This window comes from Pseudomonas sp. OG7, assembly GCF_014192825.1.
Lineage (GTDB): Bacteria > Pseudomonadota > Gammaproteobacteria > Pseudomonadales > Pseudomonadaceae > Aquipseudomonas > Aquipseudomonas monteilii.
In genome coordinates, this window is sequence record NZ_JACHYK010000005.1 from 25,366 (window position 1) to 48,944 (window position 23,579).

Sequence of the window (23,579 nt, forward strand, 5' to 3'; positions counted from 1 at the left end):
CAGCCAGGGTTCAGTCGCGGTTCAGGGTGCCCTGCTTACTCTAGCTTCCAGACCGAAACAGCGCACCCAACTGGAGTATCCAGCCATGAAAACCTTCAACACCCTGCTTGCCGCCATGGCCGTCTGCGCCGCTGGCATCACCACAGCCCAGGCCGCCGACGACAACTTCGCCAGCCTGACCTACGGCCAGACCAGCGACAAGGTTCGCAAGTCCGGCCTGCTGCAGCGCAACACCGACCACCTCAACGCCGATGGCATCATCGGCAAAGACGACACCTGGGGCGTGCGTCTGGGCAAGATCAATGACCAAGGCCGCTACTACATGACCTACGACAATGTCTCGGGCGACCACAGCGGCCTCAAGCTGCGCCAGGAAAACCTGCTGGGCAGCTATGACCTGTTCCTGCCCGTGAGCGATACCACCAAGCTGTTTGGCGGTGGCAGCCTGGGCGTGACCAAGCTGACCCAGGACTCGCCAGGTGCCAGCCGCGATACCGACTACGGTTATGCCTATGGCCTGCAGGCGGGTGTGATCCAGGACATCACCGACAAAGCCTCGGTCGAACTGGGCTACCGTTACCTGCGCACCAATGCCGCCACCGAAGTGGGCGAGCGTGGCGGGCCGAAGGACGGCACCCTGCGCCTGACCAGCAGTGCGCAGACCTACCTGGCTGCTAGCTACAAGTTCTGACGGGCGAGCCGGGTTATCCTGTGCCGGCCTCTTCGCGGCCTTAGCCGCGAAGAGGCCGGCACAGGCAATACAAATCAAGGAGCTGCACATGAAACTGCTGGTGGTCGAGGACGAAGCCCTGCTTCGCCATCACCTCTACACCCGACTGGGCGAAAGCGGCCATGTGGTCGAGGCCGTCGCCGACGCCGAAGAGGCCCTGTACCAGGCCGGGCAATACCACTTTGACCTGGCCATCATCGACCTGGGCCTGCCCGGCATCAGTGGCCTGGAGCTGATCACGCGCCTGCGCAGCCAGGACAAGACCTTCCCCATCCTCATCCTCACCGCCCGTGGCAACTGGCAGGACAAGGTCGAGGGCCTGGCGGCCGGTGCAGACGACTACCTGGTCAAGCCGTTCCAGTTCGAAGAGCTGGAGGCTCGCCTGAATGCCCTGCTGCGCCGCTCCAGCGGTTTCACTCAGTCGACCATCGCCGCCGGCCCCCTGGTGCTCGACCTCAACCGCAAACAGGCCACCCTCGACGAACACCCACTGGCGCTGACGGCCTACGAATACCGTATTCTCGAATACCTCATGCGCCATCATCAGCAGGTAGTGGCCAAGGAGCGCCTGATGGAGCAGCTGTACCCGGGGGACGAGGAACGCGACCCCAATGTCATCGAGGTGCTGGTCGGCCGCCTGCGCCGCAAGCTTGAGGGTGAGCACGGCTTCAAACCCATCGACACCGTGCGCGGCCTGGGCTATCTGTTCACCGAGCGCTGCCGATGATCCGCTCCCTGCGGGTACGCCTGATGTTGGCCGCCGCCGTGCTGGCGCTGCTGTTCATGCTGGCGCTATTGCCGGCCTTGCAGAAAGCCTTCAGCCTGGCCCTGCAGGAATCGATCGAGCAGCGGTTGGCCTCGGATGTGACCACTCTGATTTCCGCCGCGCGCATCGAGCATGGCCAACTGCAGATGCCGACGCTGCTGCCGGACGAGCGTTACAACCTGCCGTATACCGGCCTGCTGGGCTACATCTTCGACCGCGACGGCAACCTGGTCTGGCAGTCGCGGGCCACTGCTGACCGGCACATCAATTACAGCCCGCGCTACGACGGGCGGGGTAACGAGTTTGCCCGCATTCACCAGTCCGATGGCGAAGAATTCTTCGTTTATGACGTCGAGATCAAGCTGCTGGGCGGCCAAAGCGCCGCTTACAGCATTGTCGCCCTGCAGCCGGTGAGCGAATACAAGGCCACCCTCAATGGCCTGCGAGAAAAGCTCTACCTAGGTTTTGGTGCTGCCTTGCTGGCATTGATGGTGCTGTTATGGGCGGGCTTGACCTGGGGGCTGCGCTCGTTGCGGCGGCTCAGCCACGAGCTGGATGAGGTGGAATCGGGCGCACGCGACGGCCTGAGCGGCGAGCACCCTCGCGAGTTGCTGCGCTTGACCCGTTCGCTCAACCGCCTGCTACGCAGTGAGCGCGAGCAACGCACACGCTATCGCGATTCGCTGGATGACCTGGCCCACAGCCTGAAGACGCCGCTGGCGGTGTTGCAAGGTGTGGGCGAGAGCCTGCAGCAGCGCAGCGGCGAGCGTGAGCAGGCGCGGGTGCTGCAAAGCCAGATCGAGCGCATGAGCCAGCAGATCGACTACCAGCTGCAACGCGCCAGCCTGCGCAAGAGCGGCCTGGTGCGCCACAGCGTGAGGCTGCTGCCGTTGCTCGACAGTTTGTCCTGCACGCTGGCCAAGGTTTACCGGGACAAACAGGTGAACGTGGCCCTGGAGGTGCCTGATGCGGCGCAGGTGCCGATGGAGCAGGGCGCCTTGCTGGAGATGCTCGGCAACCTGCTGGAAAACGCCTACCGGCTGAGCCTGGGCCAGGTGCGGGTAAGCCTGGAGCAGGCGCCCGGGCAGTTGACCTTGTGTATCGAGGACGATGGGCCGGGGGTGCCGGCCGACCAGCGTGAGCGCATCCTGGAGCGGGGGGAGCGGCTGGACAGCCAGCACCCGGGGCAGGGTATCGGGCTGGCGGTGGTCAAGGACATTGTCGACAGCTATGACGCCGAGCTGAGCCTTGGGGATTCGCCCTTGGGCGGGGCGGCGTTCAGGATCACCTTCAACCTCGATTGATTCGCTTGCTTTGCCGGCCCTTTCGCGGGTAAACCCGCGAAGAGGCCGGCACAGGCAAACCGCATCGGGCGGATTCCCGCCATGCCCCCTGTACAAATCCCGCCACTGGGCGGAAATCCGCCAGCCTTCTTCAGGCAAATCGCCCCGTCGTTGGGCATTTATCCCTAGCTAATACGGCCTTTGCACCCTTCATGGGCATTTTGGCACCACCCTTGCTATTGATCCCTTCAGAGGCCTGCCCAGGCAGCTCGAACACAACGACAAATCCCTCCGGGTGCAGGAGGGTTAGCGATTCAGGTGCCCCATCACCCTGGGAAGGGTGGGCCGGCACACTTGAGGAAAATGAGCCATGACGACACGTCAGCCGCTGTACAAATCCCTGTATGTCCAGGTGTTGGTCGCCATCACCATCGGCATTCTGCTCGGCCACTACTACCCGGAAACGGGCGTCGCCCTCAAACCTTTGGGTGACGGCTTCGTCAAACTGATCAAGATGGTCATCGCCCCGATCATCTTCTGCACCGTGGTCAGCGGCATCGCCGGCATGCAGAGCATGAAGTCGGTCGGCAAGACCGGCGGCTACGCGCTGCTGTACTTTGAAATCGTCTCCACCATCGCCCTGATCATCGGCCTCGTCGTCGTCAACGTGGTCAAGCCAGGCGCTGGCATGCACATCGACGTCAGTACCCTGAACGCCAGCAGCGTGGCTGCCTACGCCGCCGCCGGCGCGCAGCAGACCACCGTCGGCTTCCTGCTCAACGTCATCCCCAACACCGTGGTCGGCGCCTTCGCCAACGGCGACATCCTGCAAGTGCTGATGTTCTCGGTGCTGTTCGGCTTCGCCTTGCACCGCCTGGGCAGCTATGGCAAGCCGGTGCTGGACATGATCGACCGCTTTGCCCATGTCATGTTCAACATCATCAACATGATCATGAAGCTGGCCCCGATCGGTGCCTTCGGCGCCATGGCCTTCACCATTGGCCAGTACGGCGTTGGCTCGCTGGTGCAACTGGGCTACCTGATGGCCTGCTTCTACATCACCTGCCTGCTGTTCGTGCTGGTGGTGCTGGGCGGTATCTGCCGCGCCCACGGCTTCAGCGTGCTCAAGCTGATCCGCTACATCCGTGAAGAGCTGCTGATCGTGCTGGGTACTTCCTCGTCGGAATCGGCACTGCCGCGCATGCTGGCCAAGATGGAGCGCCTGGGTGCCAAGAAGTCGGTTGTCGGCCTGGTGATCCCGACCGGTTACTCGTTCAACCTGGATGGCACCTCGATCTACCTGACCATGGCCGCGGTGTTCATCGCCCAGGCCACCGACACCACCATGGACATCACTCACCAGATCACACTGCTGCTGGTGCTGCTGGTGGCCTCCAAAGGTGCTGCCGGCGTTACCGGTTCGGGCTTCATCGTGCTGGCCGCCACCCTGTCGGCTGTTGGCCACTTGCCAGTTGCCGGTCTGGCGCTGATCCTCGGCATCGACCGCTTCATGTCTGAAGCCCGCGCCCTGACCAACCTGGTAGGTAACGCCGTCGCTACCGTGGTGGTTGCCAAGTGGGTCAAGGAAATGGACAACGACAAGCTCGCTTCGGAGCTGGCTTCCGGTGGTGCTCCGCTGGTTGATACCCGTCCTACCGATGACCTTGGCGTGGCCGAAGGCCCGGCTCGCTAATAGCGGGATGGCTAAATGAAAAAGGCGACCCTTGAGGTCGCCTTTTTCATGTTCGTGCCGCGTTCAGGCCAGCACCACTTCCAGCACCCGGATCACCTCCGGCTGCGGGTAATGCCACCTCACTTGCACATCCCAGAATTTCACCCCATACACCCGCTCGGCCGGTGGTATCTGATAGGCCGGTCGCGGGTCCTGGGCCAGGCATTGCTCGATCAGCTCTACCAGTGGCTCAGCCAGGCGTAATGCATGCTCACGAGCCTGGGGCAGGGCGTTTTCACCCCACTGCACGGCAATCGCAGCAGGTGCTTCACTGGCCATCTGGTTGCTGGCGCCCGCGATGCTGTCGGCGTAGGGCACATAGGGCTTGATGTCCAGTACCGGCGTGCCATCGAGCAGGTCGATCCCGGACAGCAACAGGCGGCCAGGCTCTACCCCCTCCAGACGCACCACTGACTGGCCGATGCCGTTGGGCCTGTGGGTGGCGCGGGTGGCGAACACGCCCATGCTCTTGTTGCCGCCCAGGCGCGGTGGCCGCACTTTCAGGCGGGGTTTGTCTTCCAGGGCCTGGTGGAACAGGAACAGCAGCCAGACATGGCTGACCTGCTCCAGCCCTTCGACCGCATCACCCTGGTCGAACGGCGGCAGCAGTTCGACCACGCCGCGCGCCGCAGGCGCCAGCTGCGGCTGGCGTGGAATGGCGAATTTCTCCTTGAAGCAGGAGCGCACTATGCCGACCGGGGCAACCGTGTGCTGCATGGCCACTCAGCCGCGCACGCGCAGGGTCAGGCCCTTGAGGAAGTTGCGCAGCAACTGGTCACCGCACGGACGGTAGTTGTCGTGGCCGGCCTTGCGGAACAGCGCGCTGAGCTCCGGCTTGCTGACCGGGAAGTTGACCGACTTGAGGATCGCGTGCAGGTCGTCTTCCTTGAGCTCGAAGGCCACCCGCAGCTTCTTGAGGATGAGGTTGTTGGTTACCGGCAGCTCGACCGGCTGCGGTGGGCGGCTGTCATCCTTGCCGCGGCGGTGAATCACCAGGCCATCGAGGAAGTGCGCCATCACCCGTTCAGGGCAACGTACGAAACCTTCCTCTTCTTCTTTCTTCAGGTAGGTGGCCAGCACCAGAGGATGCACTTCGAGGCCGGAAAGCCCAATGATTTCGGCCATCTTGGCGTCGTTCACCTTGAGCATGTAGCGCAGACTGCGCAGGACATCGTTGTGGTTCATTGCTGCAGAATCCTGTTCAGGTGCCACGCGAGTGCGTGGCGTATTGCTTAGAAACGTTCGGTAGTGGCCAGGTAGCGCCATTGGCCTAGCGGCAGTTTGCCCATCGATACGCCACCCAGGCGAATACGGCGCATGCTTAACAGCTCCAGGCGCAGGTAGGCGCACAGCTCGGCGATTTGCCCGGGCTGCGGGTTTTTCAGCACCATGCGCAGGTGGGTCTCGTTTTGCCAGCTGGCTTTGGTCTTAGGCAGTTCGCGATCATTGCGCGTGGCCCCGCGCGCCAGGCGTTCCAGCGCCTGGGGCGTGGTTTCGCCGCGCACTTCGACGATGAACTCCTGCTCCAGGCGGCGCAGGTCGGCGTTGATCTTGCGCGTCACCCGCCAGTCCTGGGTGAATACCTGCAGGCCGGTGGCGCCGCGCTCCAGCGGCGCCACGCACTCCTGCCGGGCAAAATGCCCGTGCAGGGCGCGCACGCCTTCGCGGTGAGCCTCGCTGAGGTTGCCCCTGTTCATGCTGGCGCGGGCAGTTTCACTGTCGATACCGGCGGGTTGGTTCATCAGCAGGGTCACCGGCTCCAGCGTTTCGGCGCGGGCACCCGGCAACAGCTCGACGCGCTGTTGCTCAACCTTGAACTGCGGCTGCTCGACGACCACGCCATCGACCGTCACCCAGCCGCCTTCGATATACAACTCGGCCTCGCGACGGGAGCAACCCAGCTGCTCGATAAGGCGTTTGGACAGGCGGACGGGTTCAGACATGACGGTAATTCGCAAAGGCAGGGAAAGACGCGCATTGTACCTGCCTGCGCGACAGAGGGGCTGGGAATCTGTGTCATTTACGCCGTTTTGCGCAGGCGCATGTGCAGCAGCGGGTAGGGCTGGTCCAGGCCGTCGGTTTCCGAACGGCCGAACACTTCGAAGCCTTCATGCAGGTAAAAGCCCAAGGCTTGCGGGTTCTGCTCGTTGACGTCCAGGCGTTCGGCGTTCAGTTCGTCGATCGCATAGTGCAGCAGGCGCTTGCCAACCCCTTGGCCACGGTAGTCTGGTGCGACGAAGAGCATGTCCACGCGCCCATTGGCGACCCCGGCGAAGCCGCAGATACGTTGCCGGTCCTTGCAGCAGACCAGCATCACCGCATCCAGGTAGCGGCGCAACACGTGGTCGCGCAGCAGCAGGATGTAGCCCTCTGGCAGGAAGTGATGGGTGGCGCGCACCGAGTCCTCCCACACCTGTACCAGCTCGCTGTAGTCGCTCAAGCGCGGCGTTTGCAACGTCAGTGGCGCATGCATGCCGGTGGTCCTCCATGGCGATAGGGAAAACATAGCAGCCCAACCACCGGTCGGCTTGTCTGTGTAGCGCTTGAACGGCGGAGGGTAGCGGTCTATTAATTAAGCGTGGGAAAAAATCCCACGCAAAGAAGAGCTAAAACTGACAACAAGACTTTTACTGATTTGGCGTTCTCGTGGCGACGACCTGGAGACGGACTATGCAAATCCACCTGCTGTTCAAGAAGGCCTTACTGGCGGTTGCCGTAGCTGGCGTGCTTTCGACGTCCATTGTTTTGATCCCTGACACGATTTCTCACGGCTCCAGCGCCTATGCCAAAGATGGTGGTGGTGGTGGTGGTGGTGGTGGTGGTCATGGTGGCGGTGGCGGTCACGGTGGCGGTGGAGGCGGCGGCCACGGCGGCGGCCACGGCGGTGGCGGTGGCGGCGGAGGCCACGGCGGCGGCGGGAGTGGTGGCGGAGGTGGAGGCCACGGCGGTGGAAGTGGTGGTGGCGGCCACGGTGGTGGCAGCGGAAGTGGCGGTGGTGGCCATGGCAGTGGCGGAGACGGTGGCGGCCATGCCGGCAACAGTGGCAGCGGCCACGACGGTAATTCAAACGCTGGTCGCAGCAGCAACCATGCTGAAGCGGGTGACGATCATGGCAATCACGTGGGTGGTGAGCCCGGTGACGATCACGGCAATCACGTTGGCGGTGAGCCCGGTGACGATCATGGCAACCATGTTGGCGGTGAGCCCGGGGATGATCATGGTAATCATGTCGGCGGCGAGCCTGGCGATGATCACGGCAATCACGTGGGTGGTGAACCTGGTGACGATCGCGGCAACCATGTGGGTGGCGAACCGGGTGATGACAATAGCAGGAGCTGACAGGCGTTGATCAGCCCAACTTCTCCCCCTTCGATGTTAAGCGCACTGCGGCGTGTCATGCGTCCGCTGGTGCGCTTGATGTTGCGCAAGGGGGTGACTTATACGATGTTCGCCGACCTGCTCAAGGACGTGTTCGTCGACGTAGCCCACCGCGAGTTTCGCCTGGACGGCACCCCGCCCACCGACAGCCGTATCAGCCTGCTCACAGGCGTGCACCGCAAGGATGTCCGGCGGATTCGTAGTGAAGCCGGCACGGTGCTCGCAGCCTTGCCGGCAAACATCACCCTGGGTGCTCAGCTGGTCAATGTATGGACCACCAGCCCGCCGTTCTGCTCGGCACCTGGCCAGGCGCTGGCGCTGCCGCGTTTGGCCAGTGTCGGCGGCGACTGTTCATTCGATGCCCTGGTGGCCAAGGTCAGCACCGATATCCGTGGCCGGGTTGTGCTGGATGAGTGGTTGCGCCTTGGTATCGTCCGGCTCGATGAGCAGGATTGTGTGCACCTGGAGGCCCAGGCATTCGTGCCGCAGACGGGTTTCGATGAAAAAGCCGCCTACTTTGGCCACAACCTGCATGACCATGCCTGTGCAGCGGTGCATAACCTCAGTGGCGAAGGCCAGCCGTTCTTTGAGCGCAGTGTTCACTACGATGCCTTGAGCCTGGCCAGCGTCGAACACTTGCGTGAAGCGGTCTCCAGGGATGGCATGCAGACACTGCTTGCTTTCAGCCAGCTTGCAGCAGAGCTGGAGGGTGCTGATGAGCCCACTGTCGAGCAACGTCAGCGCATCACCGTAGGGCTTTATTTCTACACTGAAGCTACCCAACCCGATTTGTCGAAGACACCCGGCCCATGACTGCTCTTGTGCGCTGCCTCAGTGCCATCACGCTCGCCCTGGTTTTCGGGTTGAACCTGATGGCGCCTGCCGAGGTGGCCGCAGCGCCGGTGTGTGTCAGCCGTGATGAAGTGGGTATGGCCGGTGCCGCAGGCATGCAGTTTCCGGGGGGAACGGGCGGCACCGGTGTGCGCAGTGAAAACGGCGGTGTTGGCGGCACTGGCGCACCGCATCCGCAGCGCCCCGGTGGCACAGGCGGTACGGGTGCAGTGGCCGAGGGTGTGGATGGCACCTACTTCGATCACAGCAGTGGTGGTGTTGGCGGTACCGGTGCGCCAATCCTGCGCCCGGGCGGTACCGGTGGTACCGGCATTGTCGGCACCATCACCGGGTTTGCCTCGATCTGCGTCAATGGTATGGAAGTCCATTATGGCAAGGACGTACCGGTGAGTCAGAACGGTGCACCGGCCAGCAGTGCTCACCTGGCCATCGGGCAGGTTGTGGCGGTGGAGGCCGTTGCCACCCAGCGCGGCCTGCAGGCTGGGCGTATCTCGATCCTCAACGCCTACGAAGGGCCGCTGACGGCGCTCCCCAGCGCTTCGGCCCCGCTGCGGGTGATGGGGCAACCGGTGCGCCTTGCCGCAGGCGCGCGGGTGGCGCAAGGGCTGCACCTGGGCGAGTCGGTCCGGGTCAGCGGCTTGCGCGATGCCAGGGGCGAAGTGGTGGCGACCCGTATCGAACGGGCGCCGGGGCTGCGAGAGGCCAGTGCCATTGGGGCGATTGATCGCCCTGGTAGCCTTCAAGGGCTGCAACTGGGTACCCGCGTAGCCCCGGCACGGGAAGTGCTGGTGCGCGGCCAGTGGACCGGGCGTCAGCTGGAAGTGGCGCAAACCCGCCGTGACCCGAGCCTGCCGTTTGCTGGCCGTGTGCAGCAGGCGGTGGTCGAAGGGCTGGTGCAGCGCGCGCAGGCTCGGCAACTGGTGGTCGCAGGCATCAATGTGACGCTGGGGCAGGGCACCGTGATCGTTGGCAAGCCGTCGGCGGCGTTGGCGCTCGATCAGCGTGTGCGGGTGAGTGGCGTACTCAATGGCGCTCACGAACTGCGGGCAACGCGTGTGGAGGTCCAGGATGACCGCGTCGACAACCCGGACAGAGGCCATTCGGGGCATGGCAGCGAGCACGGCAGCAGTGATTCCGGCAGTTCCGGCAACAGTGGTCATGGCACACGCGAAGCGACCGCTGTTGGCAACGAAGGCCGTGAGGATCGCAGCGGTGGCAGCGGCATTGAGGACGCCAGCGGGCATGGCAAGTCAGACCGCGTGGACAAGTCTGGCAAGACAGAACATGTCGAAACGGTGGAGCAGCCTGAAAGCAGCAACAGCGGCCGTTCTGACCGGGTAGAGCGGGTCGACGTCGAAAAGGTAGAAAAGGCCGATAAGGTTGAGAAGGTCGAAAAAGTAGAGAAGGTCGAAAAAGTAGAGAAAGTCGAAAAAGTAGAGAAAGTCGAAAAAGTAGAGAAAGTCGAAAAGGTGGAGAAAGTCGAGAAGCCTGAAAAGGTGGAGAAGGTTGAAAAAGTCGAGAAGGTAGAGAGGGTCGAAAAAGTAGAGAAAGTCGAAAAGCCTGAAAAGGTCGAGAAGGTTGAAAAAGTCGAGAAAGTGGAAAAGCCGGAGAAGATAGAGACCGCCGAAAAAGTCGAGCATCCGGAGCGTTCCGGGCGTTAGGCAACTAGGCTGGGTATGTCCGCTCACACTTCCCGACGGGATTCCGAGGTGCTGATGAGACCGACCCTCCCGCTTCTCGCCTGCCTGCTGTCATGCACCAGCGCGTCAACCTTGGCTGAAACCTTCAGTGCGGCCATCGGCATGGACTATTCAAGCGGCGACTATGGCACGGGCACCACGTCGGAAATCTGGTACGTGCCCGTGGTCGGCAAGTATGAAACCGGCCCCATGACCTACAAGGTCACCGTGCCTTGGCTACGCATCACCAACCCGGAAGTCGGCCCGAATGGTGACCCCTTGCCCGGCGGTTGCCGGGATGTGGAGAGCGGGCTGGGCGACACGGTTGCCAGCGCCGGGTACGCCCTGCTCGATGGCAGCGACGGCGGCCTGATGCTGGACCTGATCGGCAAGGTCAAATTCCCCACCGCCGATGAAGACCAGTGCCTGGGTACCGGCGAATACGACTACACCACCCAGGTCGACATCACCAAGGGCTTTGGCCCGGTCACCGGCTTCGCGACATTGGGCTGGAAGAAGTTCGGCGACCCGCCCGACAGCGATTTCGACGACCCGGTATTTGTCAGCCTCGGCTTCGCCATACCTGTGGCTACTGGCACGTCAGCGGGCGCTTCGTACGATTGGCGGCAGAAAGTGCTCTCGACAGGGTCGCAGATCAAGGAACTGACCTTGTTCCTGACCCACAAGCTCAACCCGCAATGGAAAGTGCAACTGTATGCGGTCAAAGGCTTTTCGGATGCCAGCCCGGATGCAGAGGGGGGGCTGATGCTGTTTCACACGTTTTGACAAAAAAGCCCCTGCGCCGGGCTACCGGGGCAGGGGCTTTTCAGTGTTTCAGCCGCTTTAAATAGGCTCGGCCCACATGTCGTATTCGTCGGCATCCACCACACGGCAGCGCACTTTGTCGCCTGGCTTGAAGCCATGATCGCCGTCGATGAACACGCTGCCGTCGATTTCCGGGGCATCGAAGAAGCTGCGGCCAACCGAACCTTGCTCCTCGACTTCGTCGATCAGCACGTCGATTTCCTTGCCGATGCGCAGTTGCAGTCGGGCGGCGCTGATGGCCTGCTGGTGGGCCATGAAGCGGTCCCAGCGGTCCTGCTTGACGTCGTCCGGCACTTCTTCCAGGCCCAGGTCGTTGGCCGGTGCGCCTTCTACCGGCGAGTACTGGAAGCAGCCCACGCGGTCCAGCTGGGCTTCGGTCAGCCAGTCCAGCAGGTACTGGAAGTCTTCCTCGGTTTCGCCCGGGAAGCCGACGATGAAGGTGGAGCGGATCACCAGCTCGGGGCACTGTTCGCGCCAGTTCTTGATGCGCGCCAGGGTGCGGTCTTCGAAGGCCGGGCGCTTCATCGACTTGAGCACTTTCGGGCTGGCGTGCTGGAACGGGATGTCCAGGTACGGCAGGATCTTGCCGGCGGCCATCAGTGGGATCACGTCGTCGACGTTCGGGTACGGGTACACGTAGTGCAGGCGTACCCAGGCGCCCAGGCTGCTCAGTGCTTCGCACAATTCGAGCATGCGGGTCTTGACCGGGCGGCCGTTCCAGAAGTCGGTCTTGTACTTGACGTCGACGCCATAGGCGCTGGTGTCCTGGGAAATCACCAGGATCTCCTTCACCCCGGCCTTGACCAGGCGCTCGGCCTCGCTCAGCACTTCACCCACCGGGCGGCTGACCAGCTTGCCGCGCATCGACGGGATGATGCAGAAGCTGCAGCTGTGGTTACAGCCTTCGGAAATTTTCAGGTACGCGTAGTGGCGCGGGGTCAGCTTGACGCCCTGAGGCGGCACCAGGTCGATCAGCGGGTTGTGGTCCTGGCGTGGCGGTACCACTTCGTGAACGGCGTTGACCACCTGCTCGTACTGCTGCGGGCCGGTGACCGACAGCACGCTCGGGTGCACATCACGGATGCTGCCTTCTTCGACACCCATGCAGCCGGTGACGATGACCTTGCCGTTTTCCTTGATCGCTTCGCCGATCACTTCCAGCGATTCTGCCTTGGCGCTGTCGATGAAGCCGCAGGTGTTGACCACCACCACGTCGGCGTCCTCGTAGGTGGGCACGACTTCATAGCCTTCCATGCGCAGCTGGGTCAGGATGCGCTCGGAATCGACCAGGGCTTTAGGGCAACCCAGGCTTACGAAACCTACCTTGGGGGTGGCGGGCGTGGTGGACATGACTAACCTCGGTATTGAATGCAGGTCGCCCGGCCGGAATCGGGGGCGATCTTGACGGGCGCTTTGGGCGCCTCTGATCAAAAAGTGCGCAATTCTAGCGAGCGTAACGTCGCTTGACCAGCAGAAATACGACGAACGCTGCGCTATGCTTCGCGCCGTTGAGCGAAGGTGCCTTCAGGGGCCGGCGCTAGAGTGAATATTAAAGGCCGTGATGGCCGTCTGCGGGAGTGGTCGATGGTTCAGGCAAGCAGTCACGCCGAGGGCGGGCACGAGGGGAAGCAGGGCGCGGCGCGGTCGCTGGGCCTGCTCGTGGCGGCGGTCGGGGTGGTTTATGGCGATATCGGCACCAGCCCGTTGTACACCCTGAAGGAAGTCTTCACCGGCGGTTACGGGGTGCCGGTCAACCATGATGGCGTGCTGGGGATCCTGTCATTGATCCTGTGGTCGCTGTTGTGGGTGGTGTCGTTCAAGTACGTGATGTTCATCCTGCGTGCCGACAACCAGGGGGAGGGCGGCACCATGGCGCTGACCGCGCTGGCGCGGCGTGCCACGGCGGCCTACCCGCGGTTGCGCACACTGATGGTGATCTGCGGCCTGATCGGCGCTTCGCTGTTCTATGGCGACAGCATGATCACCCCGGCGGTGTCGGTGCTGTCGGCGGTGGAGGGCATGGGCCTGGCGTTTGACGGTATCGACCATTGGGTGGTGCCGATTTCGCTGGTGGTGCTGGTGGCATTGTTCCTGGTGCAGAAGCACGGCACCGAGAAGATCGGCAAGCTGTTCGGCCCGATCATGGTCACCTGGTTCGTGGCGCTGGGCGCACTGGGCGTGCATGGCATCTCGCAGAGCCCGGAAGTGCTGAAGGCCTTCAACCCGGGTTGGGCGATCAATTTCTTCGTGGTGCACCCCGGCATGGGCGTGGCCATTCTCGGCGCAGTGGTGCTGGCGTTGACCGGCGCCGAGGCGCTGTACGCTGACATGGGCCACTTTGGCCGCAAGCCGATCGCCCGGGCCTGGTTCATCCTGGTGCTGCCCGCGCTGGTGCTGAACTATTTCGGCCAGGGTGCACTGCTGCTGCAAAACCCGGACGCAGCCCGTAACCCGTTCTACCTGCTGGCACCTGGCTGGGCGTTGCTGCCGTTGGTCGGGTTGGCGACCATGGCCACGGTGATCGCCTCGCAAGCGGTAATCTCGGGGGCGTTCTCTCTGACCCGCCAGGCCATCCAGCTGGGCTACATTCCACGCATGCAGATCCAGCACACCTCCAGCGACGAGCAGGGGCAGATCTACATTGGCGCGGTGAACTGGACGCTGATGGTCGGTGTGGTGCTGCTGGTGATCGGTTTCGAGTCGTCCGGCGCCCTGGCGGCGGCCTACGGTGTGGCGGTGACCGGCACCATGCTGATGACCACTATTCTAGTGTCGGCCGTCATGTTGCTGCTGTGGAAATGGCCCCCTGTGCTGGCGGTGCCGATTCTGGTGGGTTTCCTGTTGGTCGACGGGCTGTTCTTCGCCGCCAACGTGCCGAAAATTGTTCAGGGCGGTGCCTTCCCGGTGTTGGCGGGTGGTGTGCTGTACTTGCTGATGAGCACCTGGAAGCGCGGCAAGCAGATTCTGGTCGAACGCATCGACGAAGGCGCACTGCCGCTGCAGCTGTTCATCAGCAGTATCCGTATTCAGCCGCCCCATCGCGTCGAAGGCACGGCGGTGTTCCTCACCGCACGGGCTGACGCAGTGCCCCATGCGCTGTTGCACAACATGCTGCACAACCAGGTGCTGCACAGCCAGGTGGTACTGCTGACGGTCGTCAGTGAAGACCGCCCGCGCGTGCCGGAGCACGAGCGCTTCGAGGTGGAGGCATACGGTGACGGGTTCTTCCGTGTGCTGCTGCACTTTGGCTTCATGGACGAACCGGACGTGCCGGCGGCATTGAAACTGTGCCACCTGGACGATCTGGACTTCACCCCGATGCGCACCACTTACTTCCTCAGCCGCGAGACGGTGATCGCTTCACGGCTGGAGGGGATGTCGCGCTGGCGGGGTAACCTGTTCGCCTTCCTGCTGAAGAATGCCAACGGCAACTTGCGCTTCTTCAACCTGCCGCTGAACCGGGTGATCGAGCTGGGGACCCAGGTCGAGATCTGATTGCCAAGGGGCCGCAAAGCGGCCCCAGTCATTGTCAGTTCTGTTCGGCGACGCTCGATTTGCCTTGGCGCGTCTCGATCTCACCAATCAAACGCTTGGCCAGCGCCGGGTAGTTCTCGTCGAAGTGGTGCCCCCCAGGCAACTTCAGGCGTTCACCCACCGCAGTCTTTTCGGTGCAACCGCTCTCATCGGTCTCTTCCACGCCATACACGCACACCACCTTGGACGCTGGCAGCCTGGCCATTTCCGGCCCGGTAGGTGCTTCCTGGCCTTCCTTGCCCAGCCAGCCCTCGACTTCGATCTCGAAACTGCCACTGCGGGCAAACGCCAGCAGCATCACAGCATCGATGCGCTGCTGGTCTTCGGCAGGCAGGCGGTTGTAGATCGCCGGCAGCACATCGGCACCGAATGAATAACCGGTCAGCACGAAGCGCTTGGTGCCCCACTTCTGCCTGTAATGTTGCATCAGCTCGGACAGGTCGGCGGCGCTTTGCTCCGGGGTCTTGTGCTGCCAGTAGTAGCGCAGCGTGTCGATGCCTACCACCGGGTAGCCCAGCTTGGCCATTTCCCCGGCCACATCACGGTCCAGGTCGCGCCAGCCACCATCACCGGAGAGGAACAGGGTCACCGTGTCGGTGGTCTGCCCGGCCGGGACCTCGACCACCGGAATAGCCAAGGCGTTGCCGTCACGGCCAACCAGAGCTTGGGTCAGCTGGGCCTTAAGCACTTGTGGCAGGTGGATGTCGTAGTCGCTGATGCTGGTTTCGGCGTTCGCCTGGTCACGTACGAAAGCGGCGCTGGCGTCATCCGGGTTGTCGTTCCAGGCGACGTTCCAGTGGCCATGAGGTGCCGCCTTGGGCAGCGGGGCCTGACAGCCGGGTTGCTCCAGGCTGAAGTCCACTGAAATGGCCCGCGCCTTGTCATCGCTCTGGCTGGCCAGCCAACGCCAGGCCTGGGCGGCACCAGGGCCTATACCGGCGACCAGCGTCGGCTTTGCCGACAATTCGGTCAGGGCTTGGTCCATGGCCTGTTGCTGTTTGCTACAGTCGTTCGGCGGCAGCACCACCTGCACCAGCTGGGCTTCGCCGGCCTGGCTCAGGTCCAGCAGTTGCTTGTCGGTCAATGCTTGGTCCTGTGGCACACCAATGGCTACCCGGGCCTTCGGGTGTACGCCAGGGGTCACCCGGGTGATGTGGGTGTCATTGATGCTCAATTGCTCCAGGCGCGCCTCGGGGGCCGGGCGCGTCCACAGCCAGAACGCCAGCGCGCCACCCAGGGCGGCCAGCAGCAGGGGGACCAGCAGGTACAGCCAATAGCGTCGGGTCATCAACGTTTCACCAATCCAGTCAGGCCGCCTGCAATCAGGGCGGCGGTGTCGGCCAGTGCTACCAGCGGGTCGAGCCCGGCCGGCACGGCCATGTAGCGGGGTTCCCAGTCCGGTTGGAATTTGTCCTTGAAGCGGCGAAGCCCCTGGAAGTTGTACAACTGCTCGCCCCGGCGGAACACCATCGAACCCAGGCGCTGGGTCAAGGGCGCACCTCGCCGCGGTTGCAGGCCGGAAAGCGGCACCATGCCAAGGCTGAAGCGGGCGTAGTCATGGCTTTTGTAGTGCAGGATCAAGCCGATCATCATGAACTCCATGGTCAGCTTGGGGGCTTCGGGGTGCGCACGCATCAGGTCGAGGCTTGCCAGCTCGTTGCCATGGGTTTCCAGCAGGTTGGCGAAGGCTACCGGGCGGCCCTGGAAGCGAATCAGCGCGATGCGGAAGTGTTGCAGGTAGTCCGGGCTGAAGCGCCCCAACGAAAAGCCTTTCTCACGCACGTTCTTGCCGCCGAGCCAGGCATCGGAAATTTCCTTCAGCTCTGCCAGCGGGGCGTGGCCGGGTTCATGGATTTCCAGGCTCAGGCCGTCGCGACCACCGCGATTCCAGGTGTAGCGCAGGTCTTTCATCTCCTTGCCCTTGGCTTCCAGATCGAAGCGGCGCAGGTCGACACGGGCTTCTTCACCCAGCTTCAGTGCTGTCAGGCCTATATCCATGTAGAACGGCAGGTTCTCGGCACGTACCTGGTAGAACACCGGGCGAGCGTGGTGCAGGTCGCACAGGTCACGGAACTGCCAGATCATCTCGGCACGCTCCTGGGCCGGGCCGATGGGGTCGTACAGGGCCACCAGGCTGCGGCCACGCCGTGCGTACATGAGGAAGGCATTGTCACGCGGGTGGAACAGCAACGCTTTGTCGCCCGTCAGGGCCAGGCCGCCGTCGGGTTGGTCGGAAGCCAGCAAAATACGGTTGGCGCGCTGCAGTTCCTCTTCATCGGGCAGGTGGATCACAGGAGGGGCGGTGCGCAGCAGCCAGGTCAGCGCCACGGCAGCCAGCAGCAAGGCGCTGCCCATGGTGGCACGCAGGCCGCGTGGGGCATCGGCATCGAGTGTGAACTGCCACCACAGCTGATGGCTGTAGGGCACATCCTGGTAGGCGAACAGCAGCAGCCAGACCGAAGCGCCGACTGCGCAGGCACTGGCCACCAGGAACACCGGCGAGAAGGGCAACTCCAGCAGGCGGCTGGGGCGGTAGAACGAGCGACGGAACAGGGCAAGCAGGGTCGCGGTGAAGGTCAGCAGGCACGCTTCTTCCCAGTCAAACCCCTTGAGCAGCGACAGCAGGGCGCCCACCAATAACAGCACGGTAGTCAGCAACCAGGCGGCGGACAGGCGCCGGCGCAGGCCCTGGGCCAGCAGCAGGCACAGCACGCCGATCAGGCTGGCGCCGAAGTGCGAGGCATCGATAAGCCGGTGCGGCACCAAGAAGCCCATGTGTTCCAGGCGCGTGTCGATTTCGGGTGTGGCGCCCGAGAACAGCAGCACCACGCCGGACAGGAATACCAGAATCGACAAAATCGGTGCGGCCAGCCCGGAAGCTACCTTGATGGCCTGCTGTGCGAACAGCAGGCGCCGGGCTTCGTTAGCCAGCAACAGTACACAGGCCAGCAGCAATGGCAGTACCACATAGATCAGCCGGTACAGCAGCAGGGCGGCCGCCAGCGGTGCAGCACCGAGCTGGTCGGCAAAGGCTGCCAGCAGAATCGCTTCGAACACCCCGACGCCGCCCGGCACATGGCTGAGTACGCCAGCGGCCAACGCCAGCAGGTACACCAGCACGAATGCCCCGAAAGGTGGTGCTGCGGGCAGCAGCAGATACAGGACAGTGGCGGCGGCTGCCACATCCAGCGCGGTGATCAGCAGTTGCAGGGCCGCCAGCCGTGCACCCGGCAGGCGTAGCGTGCGGCGGCCCACCTGTACCAGCAGGTTGTTCGCCAGCGGTTGCTCGGCCAGGCGCCGGCGGTACAAGCCGAACACCAGCAGGGCGGATGCCACCAGCACGGCAATGGCGATGCCTGCCAGCAGGCCCGGCGGCAACCCCAGTGCAGCCGAGGCTGCCGGCAGGTCGCTCAAGGTCGCCAAGGCTGCCAGGGGAGGCAACGCACAGCCCAGCGACAAGCTGGCAAACACCGTCATGCGAGCGACTTCGCCAGCCCCCAGCCCTTGGCGTGCATAGAGCCGGTAGCGCACCGATCCGCCTGACAGCATCGACAGCCCGATGGCATTGCCGATGGCAAAGGCGCTGAAGCCGCCCAGCACCAGGCTGTGCACTGGCAACTTCACCCCGGCATAGCGGCTGGCCGACCACTCGTAACCCAGCAGGATCACGAAGCCCGCCACCGTCGCCACAAAGGCGCCCAGCAACGACTGGGTCGGCACACTGAGCATGGCGTCGTGCAAGGCATAGATATCCAGCTCGCTCAGCAGGTGGCGGCAGGCAATCAAAGCCATGGTGAACAGCACCAAGGTCACTGCCAGGCCGATGGGCTGGCGGTAGCGGCTCAGGCGTTCGAGCAAGGGCAGGCGTTGCACGGCACCGGGCAGTGCCGAGGCGAGTGGCACCGGAGGTTCGGGGTTATGGGAAGTCATGAGTTGCCCCGGGCATGCTGCGCGAGGTGGAGAGAAGGTGCGGCCAAGTGAGAGTCCCTTAGGAAAACGTATCCAATATTACTCCGGCCTCAGGCGCTTTCAGCGGCCTGGCAGGGTTAAAGATAGTTCATCCGGGGTACGATGCCTCAAGCCTGCGGGATGGCTGGAGGGGCGGGGAAAAGGAAGCGATGAAATGCAGGGGCGTAGAAACAACAAACCCCGCGCTGCTGTTAAACAGGCGGGGTTTGTTCTGACGAATATGGTTGCGGGAGCCGGATTTGAACCGACGACCTTCGGGTTATGAGCCCGACGAGCTACCAGGCTGCTCCATCCCGCGTCAGAGGTGCGCATTCTACAGTCTGCCAATCGTATGTCAAGCATTTGGCTTCGATTTGACGTGTTTTATTCGCCGTACTTTTCAGTGGGCAAAGAAAAAGGCCACTGTGTTAGCAGTGGCCTTTTCTTGAATCTGGTTGCGGGAGCCGGATTTGAACCGACGACCTTCGGGTTATGAGCCCGACGAGCTACCAGGCTGCTCCATCCCGCGTCATTGGGGCGAATTCTACAGTTTGTAATGTGTATGTCAAGCGCTACGCTTTGATTTTTCGAGATTTTTTTGAAATTGCCTTTCAGTAGGCAAAGAAAAAGGCCACTGCGTTAACAGTGGCCTTTTCTCGAATCTGGTTGCGGGAGCCGGATTTGAACCGACGACCTTCGGGTTATGAGCCCGACGAGCTACCAGGCTGCTCCATCCCGCGCCTGTGAGATCGAATTCTACGGATTTACTTCCTGCTGTCAAGCAAATATTCAGGAAAAACCTTTTTTGTTCAAACCCTTAGCACTCGTCGGCAAGATGCAGCTCAGGCGCGGCGCGGCTTTCAGGCCAATTGTCGAATGCTGGCGCGGGTAGCTGTTTCAGGGCAGGGTGCATGCGATACTATCTGTATGAATTTACAGTGCTGACGGCCATCCATGTCCTTGCGCAAGATCATTCACGTCGACTGCGATTGCTTCTACGCTGCAATCGAGATGCGTGACGACCCGCGTCTGGCGGGGCGCCCCATGGCGGTCGGAGGTTCACCCGACCACCGTGGGGTGATCGCCACCTGTAACTATGAGGCGCGTGCCTATGGTGTGCGCTCGGCCATGTCGTCGCGCCATGCACTTAAACTGTGTCCCGACTTGCAGATCGTCAAGCCGCGCTTCGAGGCTTACCGAGAGGCCTCGCGCGAAATCCATGGCATTTTCCGCGACTACACTGAGTTGATCGAGCCGTTGTCGCTGGACGAAGCCTATCTGGACGTGAGCGATAGCCATTGGTACTCGGGCAGCGCCACGCGTATTGCCGAGGATATTCGCCGGCGGGTCGCCCGTACCTTGCATATCACCGTATCGGCGGGGGTGGCGCCGAACAAGTTCCTGGCCAAGATTGCCAGCGACTGGCGCAAGCCCAATGGCCTGTTCGTGATTACCCCGGGTGAAGTGGAGGCGTTCGTGGCTGCCTTGCCGGTGGCCAGGTTGCACGGGGTGGGCAAGGTGACGGCAGACAAACTGGCACGGCTGGGTATTGAAACCTGTCTGGAACTGCGCGAATGGTCGCGCCTGGCGCTGGTGCGCGAGTTTGGCAGTTTTGGCGAGCGCTTGTGGGGGCTTGCGCGGGGGATCGACGAACGTGCGGTGCACAACGACAGCCGTCGACAGTCGGTGAGTGTGGAAAACACCTACGACACCGACCTTCCAGACCTGGCCAGCTGCCTGGCGCGGCTGCCTGAGCTGCTGGAAAGCCTGAATGAACGCATCGCCCGCATGGACAGCAGTTACCGGCCGGACAAACCCTTCGTCAAGGTCAAGTTCCATGACTTCAGCCAGACAACCCTGGAGCAGGCCGGCGCGGGCAGGGACCTTGAAAGCTATCGACAGTTGCTGGGGCAGGCGTTCGCCCGTGGAGGCAAACCGGTACGCTTGCTGGGGGTGGGGGTGAGGTTGCGCGATTTGCGCGGGGCGCATGAGCAGTTGGAATTGTTTGTACCTGAATAAAAAGGGCCGCATATGCGGCCCATCGCGAGCAAGCTCGCTCCTACAGTCCAGGGTCAGCCACCAACCGGCCAGTGGCCTTGGTCAGCGACTGTAGAAACTCCTGCTGCAGCTCCGGATCGTTGCGGGTCAGCTCGATCAGGCTTTGTTCCATTTCACTGGCTTCTTCTTCAAGGCCCAGCTCGGACAGGCGCTTGACCCGGTGGACCCATTGGCCGACATCGTCATCTTCGAGGTCGTCGAAGATCAGCTCATGGGCTTCGAGCAGCTTGTTGCGCAGGGTGGCGCTGACCAGCAGGCTGGCATCGCCACGCACCGCGTTGTCCTCGTCGAGTACCTGCAGGTGCAGGGTGCCGATGTGGTTGAGGTTCTGCTCCGAGAACGGGCTGTCGAGCAGGTTCAGGCGTAGCACGCCGTTCCTGTCGGTAGACAGTTCGTGGGTCATCTTGCCAGCCTTGACCTCGACCAGGCGTTCGCTCCAGGGCACGCTGGTCGATTCCTCGCGCTTGCCTTTCTGCACCTCGCTGATCCCGGCCAGGTTCTGCTGGGCGCGGCCGTTGGACGGCACGTTCATGAACGGGTTGAGCCCGTCCACGCCGTAGCTGAGCCAGTCATGAGTGATGCTTTCCGGCAGGTTGCCCAAGGCGAAGACGTTGACCACATTGGCCCCGACGCCCGCCACCACGGCCACGGCACCCAGCGGGATCTCGTAGATCTCGCGCCAGGGCTGGTACGGCGTGTAGCGGTCGTAACGACGGGTAACTTCGAACTCGGTGACTTCGAAGCGCTTCTGTTCATGCACACGCACACGTCGTTGCGGAAGCTCCATCACCTTCGGCTCGCCGACATCGATCTGCAGGGTGTGCTCGAGCAATTTGCGCTCGACGCGCTCCTCATGGTCGCTGCGCTGGGACATCTGGTTGGCGCAGCCGCTGACGAGCAGGGCGCCGCACAGTGCGGCGCCCCCCAGGGTAAAGGTACTTCGCTTGAACATGATCACTCGTGCATTGGTTATCAGCGGCGAACGCGGGCCTGCAGGAAGCTCAGCACTTCATTGAGCGGCAACGCCTGGGCGTCTTGCTCGGTGCGGTGCTTGTACTCAAGGTTGCCTTCGGCCAGGCCGCGATCGCTGACGACGATGCGGTGCGGGATACCGATCAGCTCCATGTCGGCAAACTTGATGCCTGGGCTGGTTTTCTTGTCGCGGTCGTCCAGCAGCACTTCAAAGCCGGCGGCGGTCAGTTCGGCATACAGCTTGTCGGTTGCCTCGCGGACCACGTCGGTTTCGTAGCGCAGCGGTACCAGAGCGATCTGGAACGGGGCCAGGGCGTCGTTCCAGATGATGCCTTTGTCGTCATAGCTCTGCTCGATGGCAGCGGCGACCACGCGGGACACGCCGATGCCGTAGCAGCCCATGGACAGGGTTACCGGCTTGCCGTTCTCGCCCAGTACCTGGCACTTCAGCGCTTCGCTGTACTTGGTGCCCAGCTGGAAGATGTGGCCCACTTCGATGCCGCGCTTGATCACCAGGGTACCCTGGCCGTCCGGGCTTGGGTCGCCTTCGACCACATTGCGCAGGTCGGCCACCTGAGGGACTGGCAGGTCACGCTCCCAGTTCACGCCGAAGTAATGCTTGTCGTCGATGTTGGCGCCGATGCCGAAGTCGCTCATCAGGGCAACCGAACGGTCGATGATGCACTCCAGTGGCAGGTTCAGCGGGCCGAGCGAGCCGGCACCGGCGCCGATGGCGTCGCGCAGTTCGGCTTCGGTGGCCATGACCAGTGGGTCGGCAACCTGTTCCAGCTTGGTGGCCTTGATTTCGTTCAGCTCGTGGTCGCCACGAACGACCAGGGCAATCAGCTTGCCTTCTTCGGCGCCGCGCACGATCAGGGTCTTGACGGTTTTCTCGATGGCCAGGCCGTAGTTTTCCACCAGCTGGGCGATGGTTTTGGCGTTTGGCGTGTCGACCAGGCGCAGCTCCTCGGTAGGGGCAGGGCGCACGGTTTCACGCGGAATGGCCTCGGCCTTCTCGATGTTGGCGGCGTAGTCGGAGCTGTCGCTGAAGATCACGTCGTCTTCGCCGGACTCGGCCAGTACGTGGAATTCGTGCGAATAGCTGCCACCGATCGAGCCGGTGTCGGCCTGCACTGGGCGGAAGTCCAGGCCCAGGCGGGTGAACACGTTGCTGTACGCCTGGTGCATGCGGTCGTAGGTTTCCTGCAGGGAAGCCTGGTCGGCATGGAACGAGTAGGCGTCCTTCATGATGAACTCGCGGCCACGCATCAGGCCGAAGCGCGGGCGGATCTCGTCACGGAATTTGGTCTGGATCTGGTACAGGTTGAGCGGCAGCTGTTTATAGCTGGACAGCTCGTTACGGGCCAGGTCGGTGATGACTTCTTCGTGGGTCGGGCCAACGCAGAAATCACGCTGGTGGCGATCCTTCAGGCGCAGCAGCTCTGGGCCGTACTGTTCCCAACGGCCGGACTCCTGCCACAGCTCGGCGGGCTGAATGCTTGGCATCAGCACTTCCAGGGCGCCGGCGGCGTTCATTTCCTCGCGTACCACGGCTTCGACCTTGCGCATTACCCGCAGGCCCATCGGCAGCCAGGTGTACAGGCCGGAGGCCAGTTTGCGGATCATGCCGGCACGCAGCATGAGCTGATGGCTGATGACCACTGCGTCGGCAGGGGTTTCTTTCTGGGTGGCGAGCAAATATTGACTGGTGCGCATGGTTAGCCGTGTCGATTGCCTAAGACGTTGAAATAGCCCCGCATTGTACGGGGGGGAAACGAAGGCGTACAGGATGCCCCAGGGCGTGACGCTTGTCAGCCAAGAA

General features: G+C 62.8%; 19 protein-coding genes and 3 tRNA genes. 10 read left to right on the forward strand and 12 right to left on the reverse strand.

The window, feature by feature from the left end; translation table 11 throughout:
• Window positions 1-85 precede the first annotated feature (85 nt).
• The 4 genes from FHW75_RS13255 (at window position 86) to FHW75_RS13270 (ending at window position 4,472) form a co-directional block, all read left to right on the forward strand.
• A complete protein-coding gene (locus FHW75_RS13255; protein ID WP_084297029.1) occupies window positions 86-691 on the forward strand; it encodes an outer membrane beta-barrel protein in 606 nt (201 codons plus the stop codon).
• Window positions 692-779: 88 nt separating this feature from the next.
• Window positions 780-1,457 carry a response regulator gene (locus tag FHW75_RS13260; RefSeq protein ID WP_016712023.1) on the forward strand — a complete coding sequence of 226 codons (678 nt, stop codon included), beginning with the start codon at window positions 780-782 and terminating at the stop codon, window positions 1,455-1,457.
• On the forward strand, window positions 1,454-2,800 hold the full coding sequence (locus tag FHW75_RS13265) for an ATP-binding protein (protein ID WP_084297028.1): 1,347 nt from the start codon (window positions 1,454-1,456) through the stop codon (window positions 2,798-2,800). Before FHW75_RS13260 ends, FHW75_RS13265 begins: the two co-directional genes overlap by 4 nt.
• Before the next feature lie 349 nt (window positions 2,801-3,149).
• A complete protein-coding gene (locus FHW75_RS13270) occupies window positions 3,150-4,472 on the forward strand; it encodes a dicarboxylate/amino acid:cation symporter (RefSeq protein WP_019098118.1) in 1,323 nt (440 codons plus the stop codon).
• Between the two features lie 63 nt (window positions 4,473-4,535).
• Here FHW75_RS13270 and tsaA read toward each other — a convergent pair whose 3' ends face one another.
• From tsaA to FHW75_RS13290, 4 genes are all read right to left on the reverse strand, one after another.
• Window positions 4,536-5,228, reverse strand: coding sequence for a tRNA (N6-threonylcarbamoyladenosine(37)-N6)-methyltransferase TrmO (tsaA, locus tag FHW75_RS13275; RefSeq protein WP_019098117.1), 693 nt, complete (start codon window positions 5,226-5,228; stop codon window positions 4,536-4,538).
• 6 nt (window positions 5,229-5,234) lie between these two features.
• Complete coding sequence (locus tag FHW75_RS13280; RefSeq protein ID WP_019098116.1) at window positions 5,235-5,696, reverse strand: DUF1456 family protein; 462 nt, start codon at window positions 5,694-5,696, stop codon at window positions 5,235-5,237.
• A 47-nt stretch (window positions 5,697-5,743) separates the two neighbouring features.
• Complete coding sequence (locus FHW75_RS13285) at window positions 5,744-6,454, reverse strand: rRNA pseudouridine synthase (RefSeq protein ID WP_019098115.1); 711 nt, start codon at window positions 6,452-6,454, stop codon at window positions 5,744-5,746.
• 77 nt (window positions 6,455-6,531) lie between these two features.
• Entirely contained in the window at window positions 6,532-6,984 is a 453-nt protein-coding gene (locus FHW75_RS13290; protein WP_019098114.1) for a GNAT family N-acetyltransferase, read from the reverse strand.
• Between the two features lie 318 nt (window positions 6,985-7,302).
• Here FHW75_RS13290 and FHW75_RS26810 point away from each other — a divergent pair, with 318 nt between their 5' ends.
• Genes FHW75_RS26810 through FHW75_RS13315 form a run of 4 tightly spaced genes read left to right on the forward strand, consistent with a single transcriptional unit; the run spans window position 7,303 to window position 11,206 of the window.
• On the forward strand, window positions 7,303-7,860 hold the full coding sequence (locus FHW75_RS26810; RefSeq protein ID WP_409347960.1) for a hypothetical protein: 558 nt from the start codon (window positions 7,303-7,305) through the stop codon (window positions 7,858-7,860).
• Window positions 7,861-7,907: 47 nt separating this feature from the next.
• Window positions 7,908-8,702, forward strand: coding sequence for a DUF6502 family protein (locus FHW75_RS13305; protein ID WP_019097277.1), 795 nt, complete (start codon window positions 7,908-7,910; stop codon window positions 8,700-8,702).
• Window positions 8,699-10,402: a DUF5666 domain-containing protein gene (locus FHW75_RS13310; protein ID WP_183673874.1), complete on the forward strand. Its 1,704-nt coding sequence runs from the start codon at window positions 8,699-8,701 to the stop codon at window positions 10,400-10,402. The genes FHW75_RS13305 and FHW75_RS13310 overlap by 4 nt, the downstream gene beginning before the upstream one ends.
• Before the next feature lie 54 nt (window positions 10,403-10,456).
• On the forward strand, window positions 10,457-11,206 hold the full coding sequence (locus tag FHW75_RS13315; protein ID WP_025755057.1) for a hypothetical protein: 750 nt from the start codon (window positions 10,457-10,459) through the stop codon (window positions 11,204-11,206).
• 57 nt (window positions 11,207-11,263) lie between these two features.
• Here the strand turns inward: FHW75_RS13315 and rimO are convergent, their stop codons facing one another.
• Window positions 11,264-12,595: a 30S ribosomal protein S12 methylthiotransferase RimO gene (gene rimO, locus FHW75_RS13320; protein WP_016712011.1), complete on the reverse strand. Its 1,332-nt coding sequence runs from the start codon at window positions 12,593-12,595 to the stop codon at window positions 11,264-11,266.
• Between the two features lie 234 nt (window positions 12,596-12,829).
• Here rimO and FHW75_RS13325 point away from each other — a divergent pair, with 234 nt between their 5' ends.
• The gene (locus FHW75_RS13325; protein ID WP_025755056.1) at window positions 12,830-14,740 is read left to right on the forward strand and encodes a potassium transporter Kup; all 1,911 of its coding nucleotides are present in this window, start codon (window positions 12,830-12,832) and stop codon (window positions 14,738-14,740) included.
• 34 nt (window positions 14,741-14,774) lie between these two features.
• On the opposite strand, the gene FHW75_RS13330 is transcribed toward FHW75_RS13325, so the two are convergent.
• The 5 genes from FHW75_RS13330 to FHW75_RS13350 all read right to left on the reverse strand — a co-directional run bounded on the left by FHW75_RS13330 (window position 14,775) and on the right by FHW75_RS13350 (window position 19,467).
• Window positions 14,775-16,067, reverse strand: a complete 1,293-nt coding sequence (locus FHW75_RS13330) for a virulence factor family protein (RefSeq protein WP_019099843.1) — start codon at window positions 16,065-16,067, stop codon at window positions 14,775-14,777.
• The gene (mprF, locus tag FHW75_RS13335; protein ID WP_027615345.1) at window positions 16,067-18,709 is read right to left on the reverse strand and encodes a bifunctional lysylphosphatidylglycerol flippase/synthetase MprF; all 2,643 of its coding nucleotides are present in this window, start codon (window positions 18,707-18,709) and stop codon (window positions 16,067-16,069) included. Before mprF ends, FHW75_RS13330 begins: the two co-directional genes overlap by 1 nt.
• Window positions 18,710-18,969: 260 nt before the next feature.
• Window positions 18,970-19,046: transfer RNA gene (locus tag FHW75_RS13340), tRNA-Met, on the reverse strand.
• 133 nt (window positions 19,047-19,179) lie between these two features.
• Window positions 19,180-19,256, reverse strand: a tRNA-Met gene (locus FHW75_RS13345).
• Between the two features lie 134 nt (window positions 19,257-19,390).
• Window positions 19,391-19,467, reverse strand: a tRNA-Met gene (locus tag FHW75_RS13350).
• Between the two features lie 220 nt (window positions 19,468-19,687).
• On the opposite strand from FHW75_RS13350, the gene dinB reads away from it, so the two are divergent.
• Complete coding sequence (gene dinB / locus FHW75_RS13355) at window positions 19,688-20,746, forward strand: DNA polymerase IV (RefSeq protein WP_161990213.1); 1,059 nt, start codon at window positions 19,688-19,690, stop codon at window positions 20,744-20,746.
• 40 nt (window positions 20,747-20,786) lie between these two features.
• Here the strand turns inward: dinB and FHW75_RS13360 are convergent, their stop codons facing one another.
• Window positions 20,787-21,737 (reverse strand): hypothetical protein, encoded by a 951-nt coding sequence (locus FHW75_RS13360; RefSeq protein ID WP_183673875.1) that lies wholly within the window; start codon window positions 21,735-21,737, stop codon window positions 20,787-20,789.
• Window positions 21,738-21,757: 20 nt separating this feature from the next.
• Entirely contained in the window at window positions 21,758-23,473 is a 1,716-nt protein-coding gene (locus FHW75_RS13365) for a proline--tRNA ligase (RefSeq protein WP_016712005.1), read from the reverse strand.
• Window positions 23,474-23,579: the final 106 nt, after the last annotated feature.